Annotated in this window: 18 protein-coding genes and 1 pseudogene; 17 read left to right on the plus strand and 2 right to left on the minus strand. The window is 63.2% G+C overall.

Annotated elements, in window-relative coordinates:
- The first annotated feature begins 42 nt into the window (after positions 1-42).
- The 5 genes from FCS99_RS07585 to FCS99_RS07605 all read left to right on the plus strand — a co-directional run bounded on the left by FCS99_RS07585 (position 43) and on the right by FCS99_RS07605 (position 6,349).
- The gene (locus tag FCS99_RS07585; RefSeq protein ID WP_233352701.1) at positions 43-1,719 is read left to right on the plus strand and encodes a M28 family metallopeptidase; all 1,677 of its coding nucleotides are present in this window, start codon (positions 43-45) and stop codon (positions 1,717-1,719) included.
- Between the two features lie 88 nt (positions 1,720-1,807).
- Positions 1,808-2,647, plus strand: a complete 840-nt coding sequence (gene map / locus FCS99_RS07590) for a type I methionyl aminopeptidase (RefSeq protein WP_267899614.1) — start codon at positions 1,808-1,810, stop codon at positions 2,645-2,647.
- A gap of 3 nt (positions 2,648-2,650) precedes the next feature.
- Complete coding sequence (gene radC / locus FCS99_RS07595; RefSeq protein ID WP_138511474.1) at positions 2,651-3,331, plus strand: RadC family protein; 681 nt, start codon at positions 2,651-2,653, stop codon at positions 3,329-3,331.
- Positions 3,332-3,340: 9 nt separating this feature from the next.
- A complete protein-coding gene (locus FCS99_RS07600) occupies positions 3,341-5,125 on the plus strand; it encodes an amidohydrolase (RefSeq protein WP_138511475.1) in 1,785 nt (594 codons plus the stop codon).
- A complete protein-coding gene (locus tag FCS99_RS07605; RefSeq protein WP_138511476.1) occupies positions 5,126-6,349 on the plus strand; it encodes a threonine synthase in 1,224 nt (407 codons plus the stop codon).
- Between the two features lie 88 nt (positions 6,350-6,437).
- On the opposite strand, the pseudogene FCS99_RS07610 reads toward FCS99_RS07605, so the two are convergent.
- Positions 6,438-6,869: pseudogene (locus tag FCS99_RS07610) on the minus strand (transposase); the annotation flags it as partial.
- A 285-nt stretch (positions 6,870-7,154) separates the two neighbouring features.
- Here FCS99_RS07610 and purB point away from each other — a divergent pair.
- From purB to FCS99_RS07635, 5 genes are all read left to right on the plus strand, one after another.
- A complete protein-coding gene (purB, locus tag FCS99_RS07615; protein ID WP_138511478.1) occupies positions 7,155-8,456 on the plus strand; it encodes an adenylosuccinate lyase in 1,302 nt (433 codons plus the stop codon).
- 236 nt (positions 8,457-8,692) lie between these two features.
- Positions 8,693-9,250, plus strand: coding sequence for a pyridoxamine 5'-phosphate oxidase family protein (locus FCS99_RS07620; protein ID WP_138511479.1), 558 nt, complete (start codon positions 8,693-8,695; stop codon positions 9,248-9,250).
- Positions 9,247-9,711 carry a hypothetical protein gene (locus tag FCS99_RS07625; RefSeq protein ID WP_138511480.1) on the plus strand — a complete coding sequence of 155 codons (465 nt, stop codon included), beginning with the start codon at positions 9,247-9,249 and terminating at the stop codon, positions 9,709-9,711. The genes FCS99_RS07620 and FCS99_RS07625 overlap by 4 nt, the downstream gene beginning before the upstream one ends.
- Positions 9,712-9,779: 68 nt before the next feature.
- On the plus strand, positions 9,780-10,244 hold the full coding sequence (locus tag FCS99_RS07630) for a thioredoxin family protein (protein ID WP_138511481.1): 465 nt from the start codon (positions 9,780-9,782) through the stop codon (positions 10,242-10,244).
- Between the two features lie 101 nt (positions 10,245-10,345).
- A complete protein-coding gene (locus FCS99_RS07635; RefSeq protein WP_138511482.1) occupies positions 10,346-11,074 on the plus strand; it encodes a hypothetical protein in 729 nt (242 codons plus the stop codon).
- A gap of 58 nt (positions 11,075-11,132) precedes the next feature.
- Here FCS99_RS07635 and FCS99_RS07640 read toward each other — a convergent pair whose 3' ends face one another.
- Positions 11,133-11,456: a DUF1476 domain-containing protein gene (locus FCS99_RS07640; protein WP_138511483.1), complete on the minus strand. Its 324-nt coding sequence runs from the start codon at positions 11,454-11,456 to the stop codon at positions 11,133-11,135.
- Between the two features lie 229 nt (positions 11,457-11,685).
- On the opposite strand from FCS99_RS07640, the gene purC reads away from it, so the two are divergent.
- From purC to FCS99_RS07675, 7 genes are all read left to right on the plus strand, one after another.
- Complete coding sequence (gene purC, locus FCS99_RS07645; protein WP_138511484.1) at positions 11,686-12,447, plus strand: phosphoribosylaminoimidazolesuccinocarboxamide synthase; 762 nt, start codon at positions 11,686-11,688, stop codon at positions 12,445-12,447.
- 163 nt (positions 12,448-12,610) lie between these two features.
- Positions 12,611-12,850, plus strand: a complete 240-nt coding sequence (gene purS, locus FCS99_RS07650; protein ID WP_138511485.1) for a phosphoribosylformylglycinamidine synthase subunit PurS — start codon at positions 12,611-12,613, stop codon at positions 12,848-12,850.
- A gap of 17 nt (positions 12,851-12,867) precedes the next feature.
- Entirely contained in the window at positions 12,868-13,530 is a 663-nt protein-coding gene (purQ, locus tag FCS99_RS07655; protein WP_138511486.1) for a phosphoribosylformylglycinamidine synthase subunit PurQ, read from the plus strand.
- A complete protein-coding gene (locus FCS99_RS07660) occupies positions 13,531-14,154 on the plus strand; it encodes a hypothetical protein (RefSeq protein ID WP_138511487.1) in 624 nt (207 codons plus the stop codon).
- 4 nt (positions 14,155-14,158) lie between these two features.
- Entirely contained in the window at positions 14,159-16,390 is a 2,232-nt protein-coding gene (gene purL, locus FCS99_RS07665) for a phosphoribosylformylglycinamidine synthase subunit PurL (protein WP_138511488.1), read from the plus strand.
- 113 nt (positions 16,391-16,503) lie between these two features.
- Positions 16,504-18,228: a hypothetical protein gene (locus FCS99_RS07670; RefSeq protein WP_138511489.1), complete on the plus strand. Its 1,725-nt coding sequence runs from the start codon at positions 16,504-16,506 to the stop codon at positions 18,226-18,228.
- Positions 18,225-19,301, plus strand: coding sequence for a hypothetical protein (locus tag FCS99_RS07675; protein ID WP_138511490.1), 1,077 nt, complete (start codon positions 18,225-18,227; stop codon positions 19,299-19,301). The genes FCS99_RS07670 and FCS99_RS07675 overlap by 4 nt, the downstream gene beginning before the upstream one ends.
- Positions 19,302-19,320: the final 19 nt, after the last annotated feature.

Raw genomic sequence — 19,320 nt, forward strand, 5'->3', positions numbered from 1 at the left:
ATAGTCCGCGAAGTTTTTGACACCTCTTTGGGGGAGGCCTTGATGAAGTATCTGGTTCCGGCCCTGGCCGGCCTCGCGCTCGCTGCCTGCCAGCCCGACACGGCTGAAACGACGACTGACGCGCCCTTCGTGCCCGATGTGAGCGCGACGAATATCGAAGCGCATATCCGTTTCCTGGCATCCGATTACATGCAAGGCCGCGATGCCGGTTCGGACGGCTACGAGATTGCCGCCAATTATGTCGCCTCGCAGATGCGCCTTCTGGGCCTGGAACCGGCCGGCGATGATGGTCATTATTTCGCGGACGTCCCGATGCAGGATGTCACCGCCGATGCCAGCTATAATCAGATGGTGTTCGACGGCGAGACCTTCACCCAGGGCAATTCGGTCCTGATCTCGACCAATCCGTCGCTCCTGGAATCCGAAGTCACGGGCGAGCTCGTCTTTGTCGGCCATGGCATTTCCGCCGCCAATCGTGGCCATGACGACTATGCCGGCCTGGATGTCGAAGGGAAGATTGTCGTCGTGATGGGCGGTGTCCCGGATGCGGTCTTTGAAGGCCTCAGCGAAGAACGCGCCCACCACGGATCCGGCACGACCAAACGCAATGTCGCGGCGGCCCATGGCGCGATCGGCATGATCGGCCTGACCAGCTGGTCCGACGAACGTCTCGCGGGCATCGCCGAGAATTATGGCGACCGGCCCAGCACGCGCCTGACGGCCGCCACCGGCCCGTCCGGCTATGACGATGTCCGGGTCTCAGCCAATGTCAGCACCGAACTCGCCGCGCGCCTGTTTGAAGGGGCGGAGATGAGCCTGGAAGAGGTTCGGGCCGCGATGGAGGGCGAGGAGGCCACCTATCCGCGCTTTGACCTGCCCCATACGGTCACCCTGCGCCAGCGCACCCTGTCGGAACCCTTCACGGACCCGAATGTGGTCGGCATGATCCGCGGTTCGGACCCGGAACTGGCCGATGAATACGTCGTCCTGACCGCCCATTTGGACCATATCGGCCATGTCGATGATGACATGCGCGCCGGCGGTGCCTGCCGATCCTCCGATGATGAGGACGCGATCTGCAATGGCGCCGTCGACAATGCCTCGGGCGTCTCGATCATGCTGGAAACGGCCCGCACCTTCCTGGAAGAAGGCACGCCGCGCCGTTCGATCCTCTTTGTGGCCCTGGCCGCCGAAGAGAAGGGCCTGCTGGGTTCGGAGCACTTTGCCCGCAACCCGACCGTTCCGGCCGACCAGATCGTCGCCAATGTGAATTTGGACATGCCGGTGATCGTGTATGATTTCGCCGACGTGGTCGCCTTTGGCTCCAACCACTCCAATCTGGGCCCGATCGCCACTCGCGCAGCCGCCCGTCTCGGCATCCAGGTCAGTGAAGATCCGCTGCCGGAACAATCGCTCTTCGTGCGCTCGGACCACTATAATTTCGTGCGCCAGGGCGTGCCGTCGCTCTTCCTGATGACCGGCTTCTCCTCGCCGGATCCGCGTTGGGATGAGGGGGAAGGCTTCATGGGCTTCCTCAACACGCACTACCATACCCAGACCGATCAGCTGGATGGTGAGTTGGAAGTCCTGTTCGACCAGGGCGCCAAATTCGCCAATATCAACTACATGATCGCCCGGGAAATCGCGGACAGTGACGAGCTGCCGGCCTGGAATGAAGACAGCTTCTTCGGAAACCTGTTCGGCCGCGACGCCGACTGACCAAACCGCGGAAACAACAAAATGCAGGCGCGCGCCGTTCCAAACGGCGCGCGCTTTTGTATATATGGGTCAAACGAGGACCAATGCTTTGACCACTGCCTATGAAATCGTGAGTGACGAAACGGCCGCTTCCGCCCCGCGCGATGGCCGGATCAAACTGCATGGACCGGAAGGTTTTGCGGGCATGCGCAAAGCGGGCCGGCTGGCTGCGGAAATCCTCGACATGCTGGCCGCCGAAGTGAAGCCGGGTGTCACGACCGAATACCTGGACAAGCTGGCCCGCGAGTATGCGTTCGATCACGGCTCCACTCCGGCGACGCTGTTCTATCGCGGCTATCGCCACTCGCTGTGCACTTCGATCAATCATGTGGTCTGCCACGGCATTCCCGGCCCGAAACCGCTGAAGAATGGCGATATCGTCAATATCGATGTCACCGTCGTGGTCGATGGCTGGCACGGTGATACCAGCCGCATGTACATTGCTGGCGAACCCAAGCGGAAAGCGGAAATCCTGGTCGACACGACCTATGAGGCCATGATGGCCGGCATCAATGCCGTAAAACCGGGTGTCACCCTGGGCACGATCGGCGCGATCATCCAGGAATACGCCGAGGCCCGCCGCTGCTCGATCGTGCGCGATTTCTGCGGCCATGGGCTGGGCCAGAACTTCCATGACAGCCCGAACGTCCTGCACTTCGGCACCCATGGCGAAGGTCCGGAACTAAAGCCGGGCATGTTCTTCACCATCGAGCCCATGCTCAATCTGGGCCGGCCGGATGTGAAGGTCCTGTCCGATGGCTGGACGGCGGTAACGCGGGACAAGTCCCTCTCCGCCCAGTTCGAGCATTCCGTGGGCGTGACCGAGGACGGGGTGGAGATCTTCACGACCTCGCCCAAGGGCCTGCACAAACCCCCATACGATATCTGATCCATGGCCGAGCTCGCGCCGCATACAGGCCATCGGGACCGGCTGCGCGAAAAACTAACCTCAGCGGGTGGCCTGGCGCTTCACGATTATGAGCTGCTGGAACTTTACCTCTTCCGCTGCATCCCCCGGCGCGACACCAAGCCCATCGCCAAGGATTTGATCGCCCGCTTCGGCGATCTGGGCGGGGTGGCCTCGGCCCCGATCGAGCAATTGGTGGAAGTGAAAGGCGTCTCGGAAAAGACAGCCGCAGAACTCAAGCTGATAAAGGCGCTGTCGGAACGCCTGGCGCGCGAACAGGTGATGGGACGGACAGTCATCGCTTCCTGGTCGGCGCTGATCAATTACTGCCGCACGGCCATGCAGCACGCCACGACGGAAGAGTTCCGCGTGCTCTTCCTGGACCGCAAGAACAAGCTGATCGCCGATGAGGTCCTGGGCCGGGGCACGATCGATCATGCCCCGGTCTATCCCCGCGAAGTCGTCAAACGCGCCCTCGCCCATGAGGCCTCTGCCCTGATCCTGGTGCACAATCACCCCTCCGGTGATGCCACGCCGAGCCAGGCCGATATCGAGATGACCCGCTCCCTGATGGAAATCTGTCAGCCCTTCGAAATCGTGGTCCACGACCATCTCGTGATCGGCCGGGAGAATACGGCGAGTTTCAAGACGTTGGGGTTGATGTAAGTTGGCGGGATGAAACGCTTTCTCCTCGGTCTCGCCGGTCTTCTCTCGCTTCTCATCGGTGTCTTCACCGGTCTCGCCCATACGCCGCAATCCCCACGGGAGCTGGTTTTCCTGAACGGGGAAATCCGGACGACGTCCGGGCCCGGGATCGTGGAGGCGATGCATGTGCGCGACGGGCGGATCGTGGCGCTGGGGTCGCGGGATGAGGTGTTGGCGCACGCGCCCTGGCTGACGGCGCGGGTGGATCTGGACGGCGGCACGATGACCCCGGGTCTGATCGAGCCGCACACGCATCCGCTGGCCTCGGCCCTCCTCTCCACGACGATTGATATTTCCGGCACGCGTTACGAGACGCGCGATGAGATCATCGCCGCGATCGCGGAGGGTGTCGCGCACCCTGGCCCCTCGCCCTGGACGGTCGCCTTCGGTTGGGATCCGGTCATGCTGGACGGGCTGAGCCCGCCGAGCCTGGAGGAGCTGAACGCCCTCTCGCCGGACCGCCCGCTGGTGATCCTGACCCAGATGATGCACGAGGCCTTCGCCAATAGCGCCGCGCTGCAAGCGGCCGGGATCACACGCGAAACGCCGGATCCGCATGATGGCTATTTCGAGCGGGATGAGGCCGGCGCGCTGACCGGACGCCTGGTCGAAGTGAACGCTGTGCGGGCGCTGATGGATGCCATTCCCGGCGCGTCGGATGCCGCCCTCACCTGGCTGCTGGCGGCGGAATATGACCGCTATGCGCGGGCGGGCTACACCACGATCGGGGTCGCCTCCCTGGTCGGCCGGGCCGATGATCCGCTGGGCGTGCTGCACGCCGTGGCAGGCGGCGAGACGCCCTCCCTCAACACCGTGCTCTACACGGCGCCGGAGGATGCAGAGCGCGGCCGCACCCTGTTCCAGAATGTGGACCCGGTCCCGGCGATCCGCCGCTTTGCCGGCATCAAGATGTGGGTGGATGGCTCGCCCTTCACCGGCGGGGCGGCGACCGCAGAGCCCTATGAAGACACGGATTTCAACCAGACTATCCTGCATCTGGAGAGCGGCTGGGTGGCGCCCTTATCCATGCCGGAGGACGAGATCCGCGCCCTCACCCTGGCGGCCCATCAGCGCGGCGAGCAGGTCGCCTTCCATGCCCAGGGCGAACGCGCGGTACAAGTGGCGCTGGACGCCATCGCCCAGGCCCGGGCCCAGGCGCCCGGCCAGACCCCGATGCACCGGATGGAACACCTCGCCCTGATCACGCCGGAACAGATCGATCTGGCCAACAACCTTCAGGTTTCGCTGGGCTTTTTCCCGGACCATATCGGCAATTACGGGCACAGGCTGACCGACATGTTCGGACCGGACCGCGCCCGCCGCTACATGCCGATTGCCCAGGCGGTGGAGCGGGACAGTGCGGTGACAATCCATGGCGACCATCCCGCGTCCGCGATTGATGCCATGCGGGTGATGGCCCTGCCGGTCCACCGCATGACACGCTCGGATGAAGCCCTGGGCCGCGCCATCGACGCGCAAACATCGCTTATTTTAATGTCACGCCATGCCGCCCGTCAGCTCGAACTCGACGACGAGATCGGCACGCTGGAGATCGGCAAGCGCGCCGACCTGACCTGGTTCGATCGCGATCCGGTCGCGGCCATCGAGGCCGGCGAGCGGGCCGAGGTAATCGGGACCTGGGTCTCCGGCCGCCGAATCGACACGCGGCCTTGGTCACTGAGGCATCTGCGCCTTGCCCTCGCGGCATTGTGGGGCCAGATCACGCTTTCAACCCCGAACGAGACCGAGGACTAGATGCAAAAACGCGCCAATTATTTCACCCATCTGGAATGCTCGGAGACCGGGGAGCGTTACGAGCCGGATCAGCCGCACAATCTGTCCAAGGCCGGCAAGCCGCTTCTGGCCCGCTATGACCTGGAGAAGATGAAGGCGGAGAATGATCGCGGTGCGATCTGGGCGCGCGGCGGCGGGTTCTGGAAATGGCGCGAGCTGCTGCCGGTCGCCAATGATGTGGATGTGTGCGCCCTGGGCGAGGTGGATACGCCGCTGATCGATGTGCCCGCCACGGGCAAGGCCTCTGGAGCGACGGGCAAGGTCTGGGTGAAGGATGAGGGGCGCCTGCCGACCGGCTCGTTCAAGGCGCGCGGCCTCGCCCTGGCCGTCGCCATGGCCCACTCTTTCGGCATCAAGCGCCTGGCCATGCCGACAAACGGCAATGCCGGCGCGGCCATGTCCGCCTATGCCAGCCGGATGGGGATGGAGAGCTATTGCTTCGCCCCCGAGGACACGCCGGAGGCCAATCTTCGCGAGATGGCGCTGCAGGGCGCCAAGGTCTTCAAGGTCAACGGCTTCATCCATCATTGCGGCGCCCTGGTGGGCGAAGGCAAGGACAAGATGGGCTGGTTCGATGTCTCCACCCTCAAGGAGCCCTACCGGATCGAGGGCAAGAAGACGATGGGCCTGGAACTCGCCGCCCAGCTGGGCTGGCGCGTGCCGGATGCGATCTTCTACCCGACCGGCGGCGGTACCGGCCTGATCGGCATGTGGAAGGCCTTCGACGAGATGGAAAAGCTCGGCTGGATCGGATCCGAACGCCCGAAAATGTTCGCCGTCCAGGCCGAAGGCTGTGCGCCGATCGTGAAGGCTTACGAGGACGGCGCCCGCCATGCCGAGGAATGGCTGGACGCCAAGACCGCCGCCATGGGCATTCGCGTGCCCAAGGCGATCGGTGATTTCCTGATCCTCGACGCCGTCCGCGACAGCGGCGGCGCGGCCCTGGCGGTATCGGAAACCGCCATCGAAACCGCCCGGACCCGCTGCGCCCGGGAAGATGGCCTCCTCCTCTGCCCCGAAGGCGCTGCGACGCTGGCCGCGATGGAAAAGGCGATGGATGACGGTCTGGTGGAACGGGACGCGGAATGCGTGCTGTTCAATTGCGGGTCGGGGCTGAAATACGCGATGCCGGATGGAGCGGTGACGCTGGACCGGCATGGTGAGGTGGATTGGGGGGCGATGTAGCTCCGCATAGGGACATGTACCTTCGGTACGTGTCCCGGGGAATACCCGCCAAAAACTCATCCGGGACAGGTACCAGAGGTACATGTCCCTATCCAGCATAGGGGTCGATGGCGTGGAGGTATTCGTTCCAGTCCCCGATGCGATCCTGCATGGGGGCGACGCGAACCAGGTCATCATCCATCCCGGCGAGATGAGCGTGAACGCTGGACCAGCGCCAATCCTCGGCGCGGGTTACAAGTCCGGCCCGGATCGGGTTGAATTCGATATAGCGACAGGCGGCAAACAGACGCGGCTCGTCCATCGGAGAGGACTTGAAACGTCCTTGCCAGAGCAGGCCGGCACTTTGGGCCCCACGATTGAAGTACTGCGTGTAGAGCCGGTGGGTTCGGCCAACAACCCGCGACAAGCCCAGTTCGTCCTCAGGAACCAGGACCAGATGGACGTGATTGGGCATGAGGCAGTAGGCCCAGCATTGGACGTTCTCTGCCCGGCAGGATTCTGCCAGGAGGGCGAGGTAATGAGCGTAATCGTCATCCGAGAAGAAGACCTGCTGCCGGCGGTTACCGCGCTGCGTCACGTGGTGTGGGGCGCCGGGATGGATGATGCGGGCGGATCTTGGCATTAGGACAAGAGGATTGAGCAACACTCTCTTTATAGGCGCACCAAGCATCAAATACAATTTCAAGTAAATTGCTCTTTCCGGGACACGTACCGGAGGTACATGTCCCTCGGCAGGTGCTCTTGACCTTCCGGTGCTTTCAGAGCATCCCCCGCGCTTCATTCCTGTGAAACGCGGAGCCCGCACATGATCCCCCGCTATACCCGTCCGGAAATGGCCGCCATCTGGTCGGACCAGAACAAGTACAAGATCTGGTATCTGATCGAGGCGCACGCGACGGAGAAGCTGGCGGAGCTGGGTGTGGTGCCGCAATCGGCGGTCGAGGCTGTATGGAAAGCCAAGGACGTCGAGTTTGACGTGGCGCGGATCGATGAGATCGAGCGGGAAGTGAAGCATGATGTCATCGCCTTCCTGACCCATCTGGCCGAGCATGTCGGCGAGGAAAGCCGTTTCGTCCACCAGGGCCTGACCTCGTCGGACGTGCTGGACACCTGCCTCGCCGTGCAGATGAAACAATCCGCCGACCTGCTTCTGGTCGGGATGGACCGGGTGCTGGCGGCGCTGAAGAAGCGCGCCGAAGAGCACAAATACACCGCCTGTATCGGCCGCTCGCACGGCATCCATGCCGAGCCGACGACGATGGGTTTGAAGTTTGCCCGCTTCTATGCCGAGTTCGACCGCAATCGCGAACGCCTGGTGCGGGCCCGTGACGAGATCGCGACCTGCGCGATCTCCGGCGCGATCGGCACCTTTGCCAATGTCGACCCGTCCGTGGAAGAGCATGTCGCCGAACAAATGGGTCTCTCGGTGGAGCCGGTCTCCACCCAGGTCATCCCGCGCGACCGCCACGCCAATTATTTCGCCGTGCTGGGCCTGATCGCCTCGGCCATCGAGAATATCGCCATTGAAGTGCGCCATCTGCAGCGCTCCGAAGTCCGTGAGGCCCAGGAGTATTTCTCCCCGGGCCAGAAGGGTTCCTCGGCCATGCCGCACAAGCGCAATCCGATCCTGACGGAAAACCTGACCGGCCAGGCGCGCCTGGTGCGCTCCGCCGTCGTGCCGGCGATGGAGAATGTGGCGCTGTGGCATGAGCGGGACATTTCCCACTCCTCCGTCGAGCGCGGCATCGGCCCGGACGCCAATGTCCATCTCGACTTCGCCCTGCACCGTACGGCCGGAATGATCGAGGGCCTGATCGTGCATGCCGACCGCTGCGCGGAAAACCTCAACGCCTATGGCGGCATCCACAATTCCCAGCGTGTCCTTCTGGCCCTGACCCAGGCCGGTGCCTCCCGCGAGGACAGCTATCGCCTGGTCCAGCGCAACGGCATGAAGACCTGGGATGAGGGCGGCATGCTGGTCGACCACCTCAAGGCCGATGAGGGTGTCACTGCCCTGCTCTCCAACGAGCAGATCGAGGCCTGTTTCGACGAGGCCTACCACATGAAGCATGTGGACACGATCTTCCGGCGCGTGTTCGGGGGTTAGGGCAACTTCCCCTGCAACCATCCCACTTCTTGTCATCCCGGATGGACGCCCGGCCTTGAGCCGGGAGAAAGTCCGGGACCCATGCTTGCGCCGAACGCGGCTCTGCCCAATGGGTCCCTGATCTGCTCCCCGCTTTCGCGGGGCATCCGTCAGGGAGGACAAGAGTTGGGCCGGTAGAGTGTTGGTTTGCCAAAATGTGAGTTGCACTCACCTGCGACGCGCCTACCCTGACCACCATGAAACTCCACCCCCATATCGACGACCGCATCCGGGCCTTCATCGGGAAGCAGAAGATGTTCTTCGTCGCCACGGCCCCGTCCGGAGACGGCGGGCATGTGAATGTGTCGCCCAAGGGTTATGACAGTTTCCGGATCCTGGGGCCGAATGAGGTCGCTTATCTGGATCTGGGCGGGTCGGGAATCGAGACGCTGGCGCATGTGCGCCAGAACGGGCGGATCACCTTCATGTTCTGCGCCTTCGAGGGCGCGCCGAACATTCTGCGCCTGTATGGCCAGGCCGAGGCGGTGTCTTTTGAAGAAGAGGGTTTCGCCGAGAAAGCCGCCCTCTTCCCGGACTTTCCCAAGGTGCGCACGATTTTCACCGCGAAGATCGACCGTATCCAGGACAGCTGTGGCTGGGGTGTGCCCTTCTATGACTTCGCCGGCGAACGCGACCAGCTGGTCCGCGTCAATGCGCACCGCACGGACGAGGAGTGGAAGGAAAAGCGCTATGCCGGCAATGCGGTGAGCATTGATGGCCTGCCCGGGCTGGAAAAGCCGGAAGCGGCAGAATGAGCGACGCCTCGCTGGCGGCCGACAAGGCCGAGATCGAGCAGCTGATCACCGATTGCTATGCCATGATTTCCGGGCCGGCGGGTCCGCGTGACTGGTCGCGCCAGGCCGAGCTCTTCCATCCGATGAGCCGCCAGATTCGCACCGGAGTGGATGAAAACGGCAAGCCCTGGCTGGAAGCCTTTGCGCCGAACGAGTACGCCGCCAATGCCGATGCCGTGCTGCGGACGATGGATTTCCACGAGATCGCCCTGGTCAACCGGATCGAGGTGTTCGGAAACATGGCGCAGGCCTGGTCGAGCTATGAGGCCAAGCATCATCCCGATGAAGAGACACCGGAACGGCGCGGCATCAATGCCTTCCATTTCTACAAGGGCGAGGCCGGGCGCTGGCAGATCATCGCCATGATCTGGGACAATGAGCGCGAGGGATTGAGCCTGCCCGAAAGCATGACGCAGGCGTGATCACAAAATGAGCTGACGGCGGGGCCGGAACGCCCTAAATCCTGTCGCCAAATCAAAGAGGTATTCCGATGCGTTTTGCGATTGTCGTGCTGGTCGCCCTGACCGCCTTTCTGGGTCCAAACTTTGTCCGCGCCTCCTGGCAGGATGACAGCGCCGTCGCGGCTGAAGTCCCGGCGGAACCCCGTCTGGTAGCGGCCATGTTCCGCTCCTCCTGGTGCGGTGCCTGCCGCATCCTGGAGCCGCGCATCGAGGATGTCCGCGCGGATCTGGGCGAAAGCGCCGATGTGGACTGGGTACGCTTCAACTTCACCTGGGGCCAGCGCGACGGCGTGCGCGACCTGGCCGTCGAGGAAGGCATTGAAGATGTCTACGACCAGTTCGCCGGCGGCACCGGCTTCCTCGTCCTGATGGACCGCGAGACCGGCCAGGTCTTTGAAGTGGTCACCATGCGCTATGGCCGCGAGGACATCCGCGAGGCGGTGGAGCGCTGGATGATCGTGGTGGATCGCATCGAGGCGGCGGAAGAGGTTTAGTCGGAAACACGCCTCCAAGTGCCGAATGCGATTTACAAGCCTAGATAGCGCTGCCAGGTTCCTCCAAGCACACTGACGCGTCATGGGGGAGACTTGTCTTGATGAGCCCACGCTTGCCTTCCGCAGAGCGCATTGCAGAAATAAAAGCCGGCATTGTCACGCCCAATCCGCTGGAACGCCGCTATCTGGCCGCGCTGGATCGTGGACTTTCCGAAGCCGACGCAGCTCAAGAGGCGTTTGAAGCCGCGCCCGTCGCGTCGGCACGTTCGCCCCTCTCTGTCGATGAGACACCACGAGTATCCGTCCCCGCAAAGCTTCCAAAAGCCGAGCAGCAGCAAGAAGCGCCGGCTCCACCAGCCGTGCAGTCGTTGGTCCCGCCGTTGGATACAACGCGTCCCTGGTACCGTCCGGACCCACGCCACCTCACAAGTGCCCGCCGCGCCGTTATGCCGGCCATCTGGCTAACAATCGCCGTATTAGCCTTTCAAGGAAGCCTTGCGGCCTTCGGCCTTTTAACCCCAACAGAAGTGCTGTCTGTGCAAGTGCAAGTCGCGATCGTCGCTGCGGTCACACTCGTGATGGGCCTTCTGATGTGGAGTGCCTATCGAGGCTCGTACATAGCCGCATTTATCGCGCTGGCTTTGCATGGCAGCCCGGCAGGGCGCGCAATATTGGAAGGTTTCGAGAACTTCACGATAAGTCTGGCGTTCGTCATTGCCCTGAACATAATTCTGGTTGCGTTCTGGGCCATCGCCGCCACAACACTGCAGCAATACAGAAAATTTCTGAAGGAAGCCGCCGCACACTCAGACGCAACCAGCCCGGCCTGAACCCAACAAAAAAGCCCCGGCGAGGCCGGGGCTTTTTCGTATCGTATATCCGTCAATCCTAGCCTTCGGACTGGATCTGCTGGCGGGCCTTGGCGAGGAGTTCGTCCATTTCCTTGCGCAGGAGATGGTCGGACAGATCGACGCCCTTGGCATCGAAATCGCCGCGGATCTTGCGGAACACGTCTTCGTCGCCGGCTTCCTCGAAATCCGCGATCACAACGGACTTGGCGTATTCAGCGGCGGCTTCACCGTCCAGGCCCATCTGCTCGGCGGCCCAGAGACCCAGCAGCTTGTTGCGGCGCGCATTCGCCTTGAACTCGATCTCCTGATCGTGCGCGTACTTGTTCTCATAGCCTTTTTCGCGATCGTCCAGACCCGACATGGGTGCCTCCTTGGCGATGTTTGTCTGTTGGTGTGACTAGCTTGCCCGACGGGCTAAATCAATCTTTCACGCTGATCAGTGTGCCGCACCGCCGCAAAGCGTTGCAGAGGGACGCGGCACACCGTATTTTCCCCCTTCGATGCGCGGTCCGGAATTCGATTCGGGCCGCGCCGCGCTTTTTACCGGCCTGAGGCCCCGAACGCCCCAGGCCCTGCCGGAGCATCCGCCCATGTCCCGCCGCAAGATGATCTATGAAGGCAAGGCCAAGATCCTTTACGAGGGTCCCGAGCCGGGAACCATCGTCCAGTATTTCAAGGACGACGCCACCGCCTTCAACGCCCAGAAAAAGGCGACGCTGGAAGGCAAGGGTGTGCTGAACAACCGGATCTCCGAGTACATCATGCTCGGCCTCGGCCGGATCGGCATTCCGACGCATTTCATCAAACGCCTGAACATGCGCGAACAGCTCGTGCGCCAGGTCGACATCATTCCGCTGGAAGTCGTGGTGCGCAATGTCGCCGCCGGTTCGATCTCCAAGCGTCTCGGCATCGAGGAAGGCGAGCAACTGCCGCGCTCCATCGTCGAGTATTATTACAAGAAGGACGAGCTGGGCGATCCGATGGTGTCGGAAGAGCACATCACGGCGTTCAACTGGGCTTCGACCCAGGAGATCGACGACATGATGGCCATGGCGCTGCGGATCAATGATTTCCTGTCGGGCCTGTTCTCGGCCGCCGGCATCCGCCTGGTCGACTTCAAGCTGGAATTCGGCCGCTATTACGAGGGCGACATGGTGCGCACTGTGCTGGCTGACGAGATCAGCCCGGACAGTTGCCGCCTGTGGGACATGGACAGCAATGAGAAGATGGACAAGGACCGCTTTCGCCAGGATCTGGGCAATGTCACCGAGGCCTATGCCGAAGTCGCCAAACGCCTGGGCATCATGAAGGAAAGCGGCCAGGCCCCGGCCAAGGACGAGGTCGGCAAGTAGGCTGGCTGCCAGTCATTGAAGAAGGCGCTGCCGGAGGGTGGCGCCTTTTTTGTTGCCCCCACCGCAAGCCTGCCCTGCTGATAATCAGGGCGCGGTCAATTGCGTGAAAGCCCCCTTGGCTTTATGCAGGGCGAAATCCACGTCCAGACAGCGAGTCGAGCCCGTGAAAGCCAAGATCCACGTCTATCTGAAACCCGGTGTTCTTGATCCCCAGGGGGCGGCCGTTGCCGGTGCCCTGCACAATATGGGGTATGACGAAGTCACCGCGGCCCGCCAGGGCAAGCTGATCGAGCTGGACCTGACCGGCGATGACGCCGACACCGCCCGCAAGCGCGTCGACGAGATGTGCAGCAAACTCCTCTCCAACCCGGTGATCGAGAGCTACTCGATCGAGCTGGAATAGAGCGGAGATCCGCCGACATGAAATCTGCCGTCATCGTCTTCCCGGGCTCCAATTGCGATCGTGATGCCCACGACGCGATCGAGAAGGTCACGGGTCACAAGCCGGCCATGGTCTGGCACCAGGAAAGCGACCTGCCCGAGGGCACCGAATTCATCATGGTGCCGGGCGGGTTTTCCTATGGCGACTATCTGCGCTGCGGCGCCATGGCCTCGCGCTCGGCAATCATGCCGGCGATCGTGGCCCATGCCGCGACGGGCGCACCGGTGCTGGGCGTGTGCAATGGCTTCCAGATCCTCACCGAGAGCGGTCTCCTGCCGGGGGCTCTGATGCGCAATGCGGGCCTGAAATTCGTCTGCGAGAAGGCCAAGCTGAAGGTCGAGAACGCCAATACGCGCTTCACCTCGCATTATGAGGGCGGCGCCGAGCTGATCGTGCCGATCGCCCACCATGACGGCAATTACTTTGCCGATGCCGACACGCTCGACCGGATCGAGGGCGAAGGCCAGGTGGTCTTCCGCTATGGCAACAACCCGAACGGCTCGGCTCGCGACATTGCCGGCATCACGAATGAGCAGGGCAATGTCATGGGCATGATGCCCCACCCGGAACGCGCCGTGGACGCCAATCATGGCGGCACGGACGGGCTGAAACTGTTTGAGAGCCTGCTGGGGAGTGCATAGGTGACCTCTGCTGCGGTTTTCGTGATGGCCCTGCTGGCAACCACTTCACACGCTGTCGATGTGTGTGAAGCGCCCTGCACGCTGATCGAAATCGCAGATGACGGCAGCTATAGCGTGACCATGTTGGGGCAGGACAGCCGTTCAACACCCAGCATCAACGCCAATATTGTGGATGGACAGGTCTTCGACATAGACGGCGACGGTTCCGATGAGCGCGTCATCATCGATGATCGTGAATCGGCATTTGGCTCCGTAACCGCTGTGTTTGTTGATATCTCGACGGGCGAACCTTTCATTGCCTTTCAGTGCCAGGCCACGACCGTCGATGCTGTGCAGGAAGAATGCACCAGCTGGTACAACGGCTTGGAAGCGTCACAACTCGCTGACGCGCTGGACCGGGTACACGCATCCACTCGCGTCGAGGGCGCGTTGGATTGGGAAACGCAGTACCTCCTCATTCCCAATATCACCACTCAAAGCTCGATGATGCTGGCTATTCAAGCTGTTGAGCTTGCCCGAGCCCAACGCACAATCACAAACGGATCGACCGAAGCATTAGAAATGCTTCGCGAGGCCTCTCTTTTCCGAGAGCAACGCGCTCTCCGCTTCACTTTTGCGGACTGAACCCATGACCCAATACGCCGAAGGCATCACCGCCGAGATCGTCAAGGAACACGGCATCAATGACGAGGAATATGCTGTCATTCTCGAGCGTCTGGGGCGTGCCCCGAACATGGTCGAGCTGGGCATTTTCTCGGTCATGTGGTCGGAGCATTGTTCCTACAAATCCTCGCGCGCGCATCTGGGCAAATTCCCGACCTCGGGCGAGAAGGTGATCCAGGGGCCGGGCGAGAATGCCGGTGTGATCGATATCGGTGATGGCCAGGCCTGTATCTTCAAGATGGAGAGCCATAACCACCCGTCTTACATCGAGCCCTATCAGGGTGCGGCGACGGGTGTGGGCGGTATCCTGCGCGACGTCTTCACCATGGGCGCGCGCCCGGTGGCGCTGATGAATGCGCTGCGCTTTGGGGCGCCGGACCATGCCAAGACCACGCACCTGGTCTCCGGCGTGGTGGCCGGGATCGGCGGATACGGCAATTGCGTCGGTGTGCCCACAGTGGGCGGCGAGACCAATTTCCACGCCGGCTATAATGGCAATATCCTGGTCAATGCGATGGCCGTCGGCCTCGCGGACACGGACAATATCTTCTATGCGCGCGGCGCCGAGCCGGGCCAGCCGATCGTCTATGTCGGCTCCAAGACCGGACGTGACGGCATCCATGGCGCGACCATGGCTTCGGCCGAGTTCGACGACCAGTCGGAAGAAAAGCGCCCGACCGTGCAGGTGGGTGACCCCTTCGTCGAGAAGAAGCTGATCGAAGCCTGTCTGGAACTGATGGCGACCGATGCAATCGCCGCCATCCAGGACATGGGCGCGGCCGGCCTGACCTCCTCCTCCGTGGAGATGGCGGACAAGGGCGGGATCGGCATCCATCTGGACATGGACAAGGTGCCCCAGCGCGAATCCCACATGACGGCCTATGAAATGATGCTCTCGGAAAGCCAGGAGCGCATGCTGGTCATCATGAAGCCGGGCCGCGAGGACGTCGCCTACGACATCTTCAAGAAATGGGAACTGGACGTCGCGGTGATCGGCGAGACCACGGACAGTGGCCGCATGGTGCTGACGCACAAGGGCGAGACCGTGTGCGACATCCCGGTCGCCCCGCTGGCCGATGATGCGCCGAAATATGAGCGCCCCTATTTCCCGCCGGAAGCGCGCGCCCAGCTCAATGCCAAGGACATCGCCAAGCCGGACCATATGGGCGACATCCTGCTGAAGCTGATGTCCAGCCCGGACATGGCGTCGAAGGCCTGGATCTGGAAACAGTATGACCGCCACGTGATGGCCGATACGGCGGCCTCCTCGGAGGATCCGTCGGACGCCGCCATCGTGCGTGTGCACGGCACCAAGAAGGCCCTGGCCATCACCACGGACTGCACGCCGCGCTATTGCTTTGCCGACCCGTATGAAGGTGGCAAGCAGGCCGTGGCGGAAGCCTGGCGGAACCTCACCGCCACCGGCGCCGATCCGATCGCCATCACCGACTGCCTCAACTTCGGCAATCCGGAACGCGAAGAGATCATGGGCCAGTTCGTCGGCTGTATCGAAGGCATGGCGGAAGCCTGTGATGTGCTCTCCTTCCCGGTCGTGTCGGGCAATGTGAGCCTCTATAACGAGACCAATGGCGTCGCCATTCCGCCGACCCCGGCCGTGGGCGGTGTCGGCCTGATCCCGGACATGGACCAGCGCGCCGGTTTCGGCGGCATGAAGGAGGGCAATATCCTCCTCGTGGTCGGTGAGACGAATGGTGCCATGGGCGCTTCGGTCTATCTCAAGGAGATCGAGGGTCGCGAAGATGGCGGCGCGCCGCTGGTCGACCTCAAGACGGAAAAGCTGCACGGCGATTTCGTCCGCGGCCAGATCCGCGCCGGCCGCCTGACAGCCTGTCACGACCTGTCCGATGGCGGTCTGGCCTGTGGTGCTGCCGACATGGCACTGGCCTCCGATTGCGGCATCAAGCTGGCCCATGAACCGGAATCCACCGTGCCGATGCACGGTTTCCTGTTCGGCGAAGATCAGGCCCGCTACCTGCTCGCGGCGGAGAAGGAAGATGCCATCGCCATCCTGCAGGATGCCAAAGCGGAAGAGGTCCCGGTCCAGGTCGTCGGCCTCGCCGGCGGCACGGCGATCACCGTCAATGGCGCCCATCCGCTGGAACTGGACCGCCTGCGCGCGGCCTGGGAAGGCTGGATGCCCGGTCTGATGGACAAGCTGGTGGAAGCGGCCGAATAGGCCCGGCATCGGGTCTCCGGGCCCGCTTTCATTGCACCGACTTTCGACACACCCTAAGGTCCTGTGTGGATCAGCAACCAAGAGATTGCTGACCACTGCAAAAGGGGAGACGGGTGGCGAATATCGGATCATCGCAGGACGTGCCGAACCGGCGCACGGCCAAGGCCGCGCGCAACGACAACAGGCCTGTGACCGATCCGGCCCCGGTCGATGACGCTACTCTCGCCGCCTTCCTGGAGCAGATCCGGTCTGCGGACAGCTGGAGCGAGGCCGATGCCCGGCTGCGATCCTTCAAACCGCAACTGGATACGCCGACCTTCATCCAGCTTCTGCGCCTCTGCACGGACCAGTTTCCCAAGGCGCACGGTCCGGCCTTCCGCCTCGCGCTTCTGCTCGCGGAACAGGGCGAGGCCGATGCGGCGCGGACCGCCTATGACGATGCCTGCGCTCGCGGCCTGCCCCACACCCAGTCAGACCGCTTTTTCCTGGCGCTTCACTGGACCCGCCGGGACTGGGAAAAGCTCGCCACGCTGACACCGGAGCTGCAGGCCTTTCCCGGGGCGCTTGAGGCAGCCCCCTGGCTGCGCGTGGCCTTCGCGCGATTCATGTGTGGCGAGCTGAGCGGCGGCATCAAGGCGCTGCAGATCCATGCCGAGCTTCATCCCGGTCCGGCCGCACACATTCCGCTGATCACGCGCTGGCTGATCGAAGCCGAGGCCTGCCGCACCGCGCGCCATATGCTGGCTGCGCTGGAGTCGCTGACACCGGACCTGCCGGAGCTGACCGTGGCGGGTCACGCCCTGGACGTGTTCGCCCCCAACACACGCAGGGACCGGCCGATATCCGCCACGCCAGCCCCGGACACCACGCCGGTCGCGGAGGCAGATCCGGACAGGGCCGCAGCCCGGGACTGGGCGCTGAAACTCCTGCGTCCGGAGCGCAAGGCCCCCAAGCACGACCCGCTCGCTCCAGACGAGATGACCCAGCTGGAACAGGCCCTGTGGAGCGCTCTGAAAGGTGAATACGACACCGCCGCCGACGGGCTGACAGCCTTTCTCGACCGGCCCCGCCCGGAAACAGTGACCGGACGGGTCAGCGAGACCCTCGACCTGATCCGTGCCCTCTCGCCCCTGCCCGCGCCCCGGCGCGCCCTGCTGCAGGATCAGCGCGGCGACTGCCTCGTCTCCGAACGCGACCCGTCCGGACGGGTCGCCCTCGTCTTTTCCAGCCTGGCCGACCGCGCAGCCGGCATGCCGGTGCGCTTTCTGGACGGTATCCTGGCCCGTCAGGGCTTCCAGATGATCTTCCTGCGCGATTACAGCCGCTGCGCCTTCACTTGCGGGATCAAGTCACTGGGCGCGACGGCCGACGCAACAGTCGCCGCGCTTCGCGATCTGCTGGCACAGGAAGAGGCCCGCCAGCTTGTCACGATCGGCATGTCCGGCGGCGGCTATGCCAGCCTTCGCTATGGGCTCGCCCTGGGCGCGGACGCCCTGTTCTCCTTTTCTGGCGGCACGGTTGCCCGACCGGCCGACATGCAAGCCCTCGGCGACCAACGGGTACCGGTCGTCGCGCGCCTGACCGAGCGCCGGGCCACCGAGGCCGACTTCACCCGCCCGGTGCGGGAGGTGCTGGCCGAACTGACCGGCGCGCCGCGTCTCAATTTGTATTTCAGCGAAGACAGCCGGGAGGACCGTGCTCACGCCGAGGACCTGGCCGGTTTTGCCACCGTGTGCCTCAACCCGGTCTCAGACCATGGCCGCCATGATGTCTTCACCACCCTGCTGAGCCAGGGCTTCTCCTTCACCGCCCAGCTGGAACCGGAACCCGCGTCATGACTGTCACCCTGTCCGTCCAGCCGGCCTCCCGGCAGCCCACCGATTATCGCCGCGACATGATCGGCCTGCTGCGCCTGGCCCGCAGCCTGCGCACGACCGGCTATGACATTTCCTCGACCTGCAATCTCAATTGCGAGGGCTGTTTCTATTTCTCCGGCGACCGCTCGAACATCCAGGAAGACCGGAGCGAGCTGGGTGATTGGGAGGCCTTCTTCCGGGGCCAGGCCGAGGACGGGATCAACTACGCCTATCTGGCCGGCGCGGAACCCTCCCTGGTGCCCGAGCGCCTGCGCCTGGCCACCCGCCATATCCCCTATGGCATGATCTTTTCGAACGGGACGCGGCGCATTCCCGAGGACATCCGCTATCGCATCCATATTTCCATGTGGGGGGCGGATGAGAGTTCCGGCCTGGCCCGCGGCGCCAATGTGAATGCCAAGGCCCTGCGCAATTATGCCGGGGATGGCCGGGCGCTCTTCGTCTACACGATCCACCGCCGCAATATCGGCGAGATCGAGCAGGCGGTGCAGGCCTGCCACGAGGCCGGGGTCCGGATCACCTTCAACTATTTCAGCGCGACCAGCGATTATCTGAAAAAGCTGCAGGAAGCGGCCTCCAATGATGACGCCTATTTCCGCTTCTCCAATGCCGATGACAATCTGATGCTGGAGGCATCGGACTTCGCGGCAGCGCGCGCCGAGCTGATCCGGCTGATGCAGGCCTACCCGGACACGGTGCTCTATTCACTCGACTATGACCGCTGGGTCACCGGACCGACCAGCCCCTACACGCTGGATGCGGACGGGATTGCCGAGGATTGCTCCTTCCGCACCGATCCCTGGCACCGGCATTTCCAGATCGGCCGTGAGGCCAGTCCGGAAAAGTGCGGCAATCCGAATGTGGATTGCAGCCAGTGCCGCACCTATGCCGCCGGCATGACCTCCTGGACCCGCCATGTCGCTGCCCATGCCCCGGCGGAGAGCGCGAAAGCAGACTGGACGCAGGCTTTCCTGACCTGGAAGGAGATCTTCCTGGGTGACCAGGTTGACCATTTGGCCGTGGCGAAAACCTGACACCCGGTGGCCCTGCGAA

The sequence above is a fragment of the Maricaulis alexandrii genome, from assembly GCF_005871165.1.
Classification (GTDB): domain Bacteria; phylum Pseudomonadota; class Alphaproteobacteria; order Caulobacterales; family Maricaulaceae; genus Maricaulis; species Maricaulis alexandrii.

What these genes read in the sequence shown, in the direction of transcription:
- FCS99_RS07600 (WP_138511475.1), top strand. Translation starts at nt 3,341, where the DNA reads ATGAAACGCTTTCTCCTCGGTCTCGCCGGTCTTCTCTCGCTTCTCATC.
- purC (WP_138511484.1), top strand. Translation starts at nt 11,686, where the DNA reads ATGTCCCGCCGCAAGATGATCTATGAAGGCAAGGCCAAGATCCTTTAC.
- FCS99_RS07605 (WP_138511476.1), top strand. Translation starts at nt 5,126, where the DNA reads ATGCAAAAACGCGCCAATTATTTCACCCATCTGGAATGCTCGGAGACC.
- FCS99_RS07635 (WP_138511482.1), top strand. Translation starts at nt 10,346, where the DNA reads ATGAGCCCACGCTTGCCTTCCGCAGAGCGCATTGCAGAAATAAAAGCC.
- FCS99_RS07630 (WP_138511481.1), top strand. Translation starts at nt 9,780, where the DNA reads ATGCGTTTTGCGATTGTCGTGCTGGTCGCCCTGACCGCCTTTCTGGGT.
- FCS99_RS07625 (WP_138511480.1), top strand. Translation starts at nt 9,247, where the DNA reads ATGAGCGACGCCTCGCTGGCGGCCGACAAGGCCGAGATCGAGCAGCTG.
- FCS99_RS07640 (WP_138511483.1), bottom strand. Translation starts at nt 11,456, where the DNA reads ATGTCGGGTCTGGACGATCGCGAAAAAGGCTATGAGAACAAGTACGCG.
- purL (WP_138511488.1), top strand. Translation starts at nt 14,159, where the DNA reads ATGACCCAATACGCCGAAGGCATCACCGCCGAGATCGTCAAGGAACAC.
- purQ (WP_138511486.1), top strand. Translation starts at nt 12,868, where the DNA reads ATGAAATCTGCCGTCATCGTCTTCCCGGGCTCCAATTGCGATCGTGAT.
- FCS99_RS07585 (WP_233352701.1), top strand. Translation starts at nt 43, where the DNA reads ATGAAGTATCTGGTTCCGGCCCTGGCCGGCCTCGCGCTCGCTGCCTGC.
- radC (WP_138511474.1), top strand. Translation starts at nt 2,651, where the DNA reads ATGGCCGAGCTCGCGCCGCATACAGGCCATCGGGACCGGCTGCGCGAA.
- FCS99_RS07620 (WP_138511479.1), top strand. Translation starts at nt 8,693, where the DNA reads ATGAAACTCCACCCCCATATCGACGACCGCATCCGGGCCTTCATCGGG.
- FCS99_RS07675 (WP_138511490.1), top strand. Translation starts at nt 18,225, where the DNA reads ATGACTGTCACCCTGTCCGTCCAGCCGGCCTCCCGGCAGCCCACCGAT.
- purB (WP_138511478.1), top strand. Translation starts at nt 7,155, where the DNA reads ATGATCCCCCGCTATACCCGTCCGGAAATGGCCGCCATCTGGTCGGAC.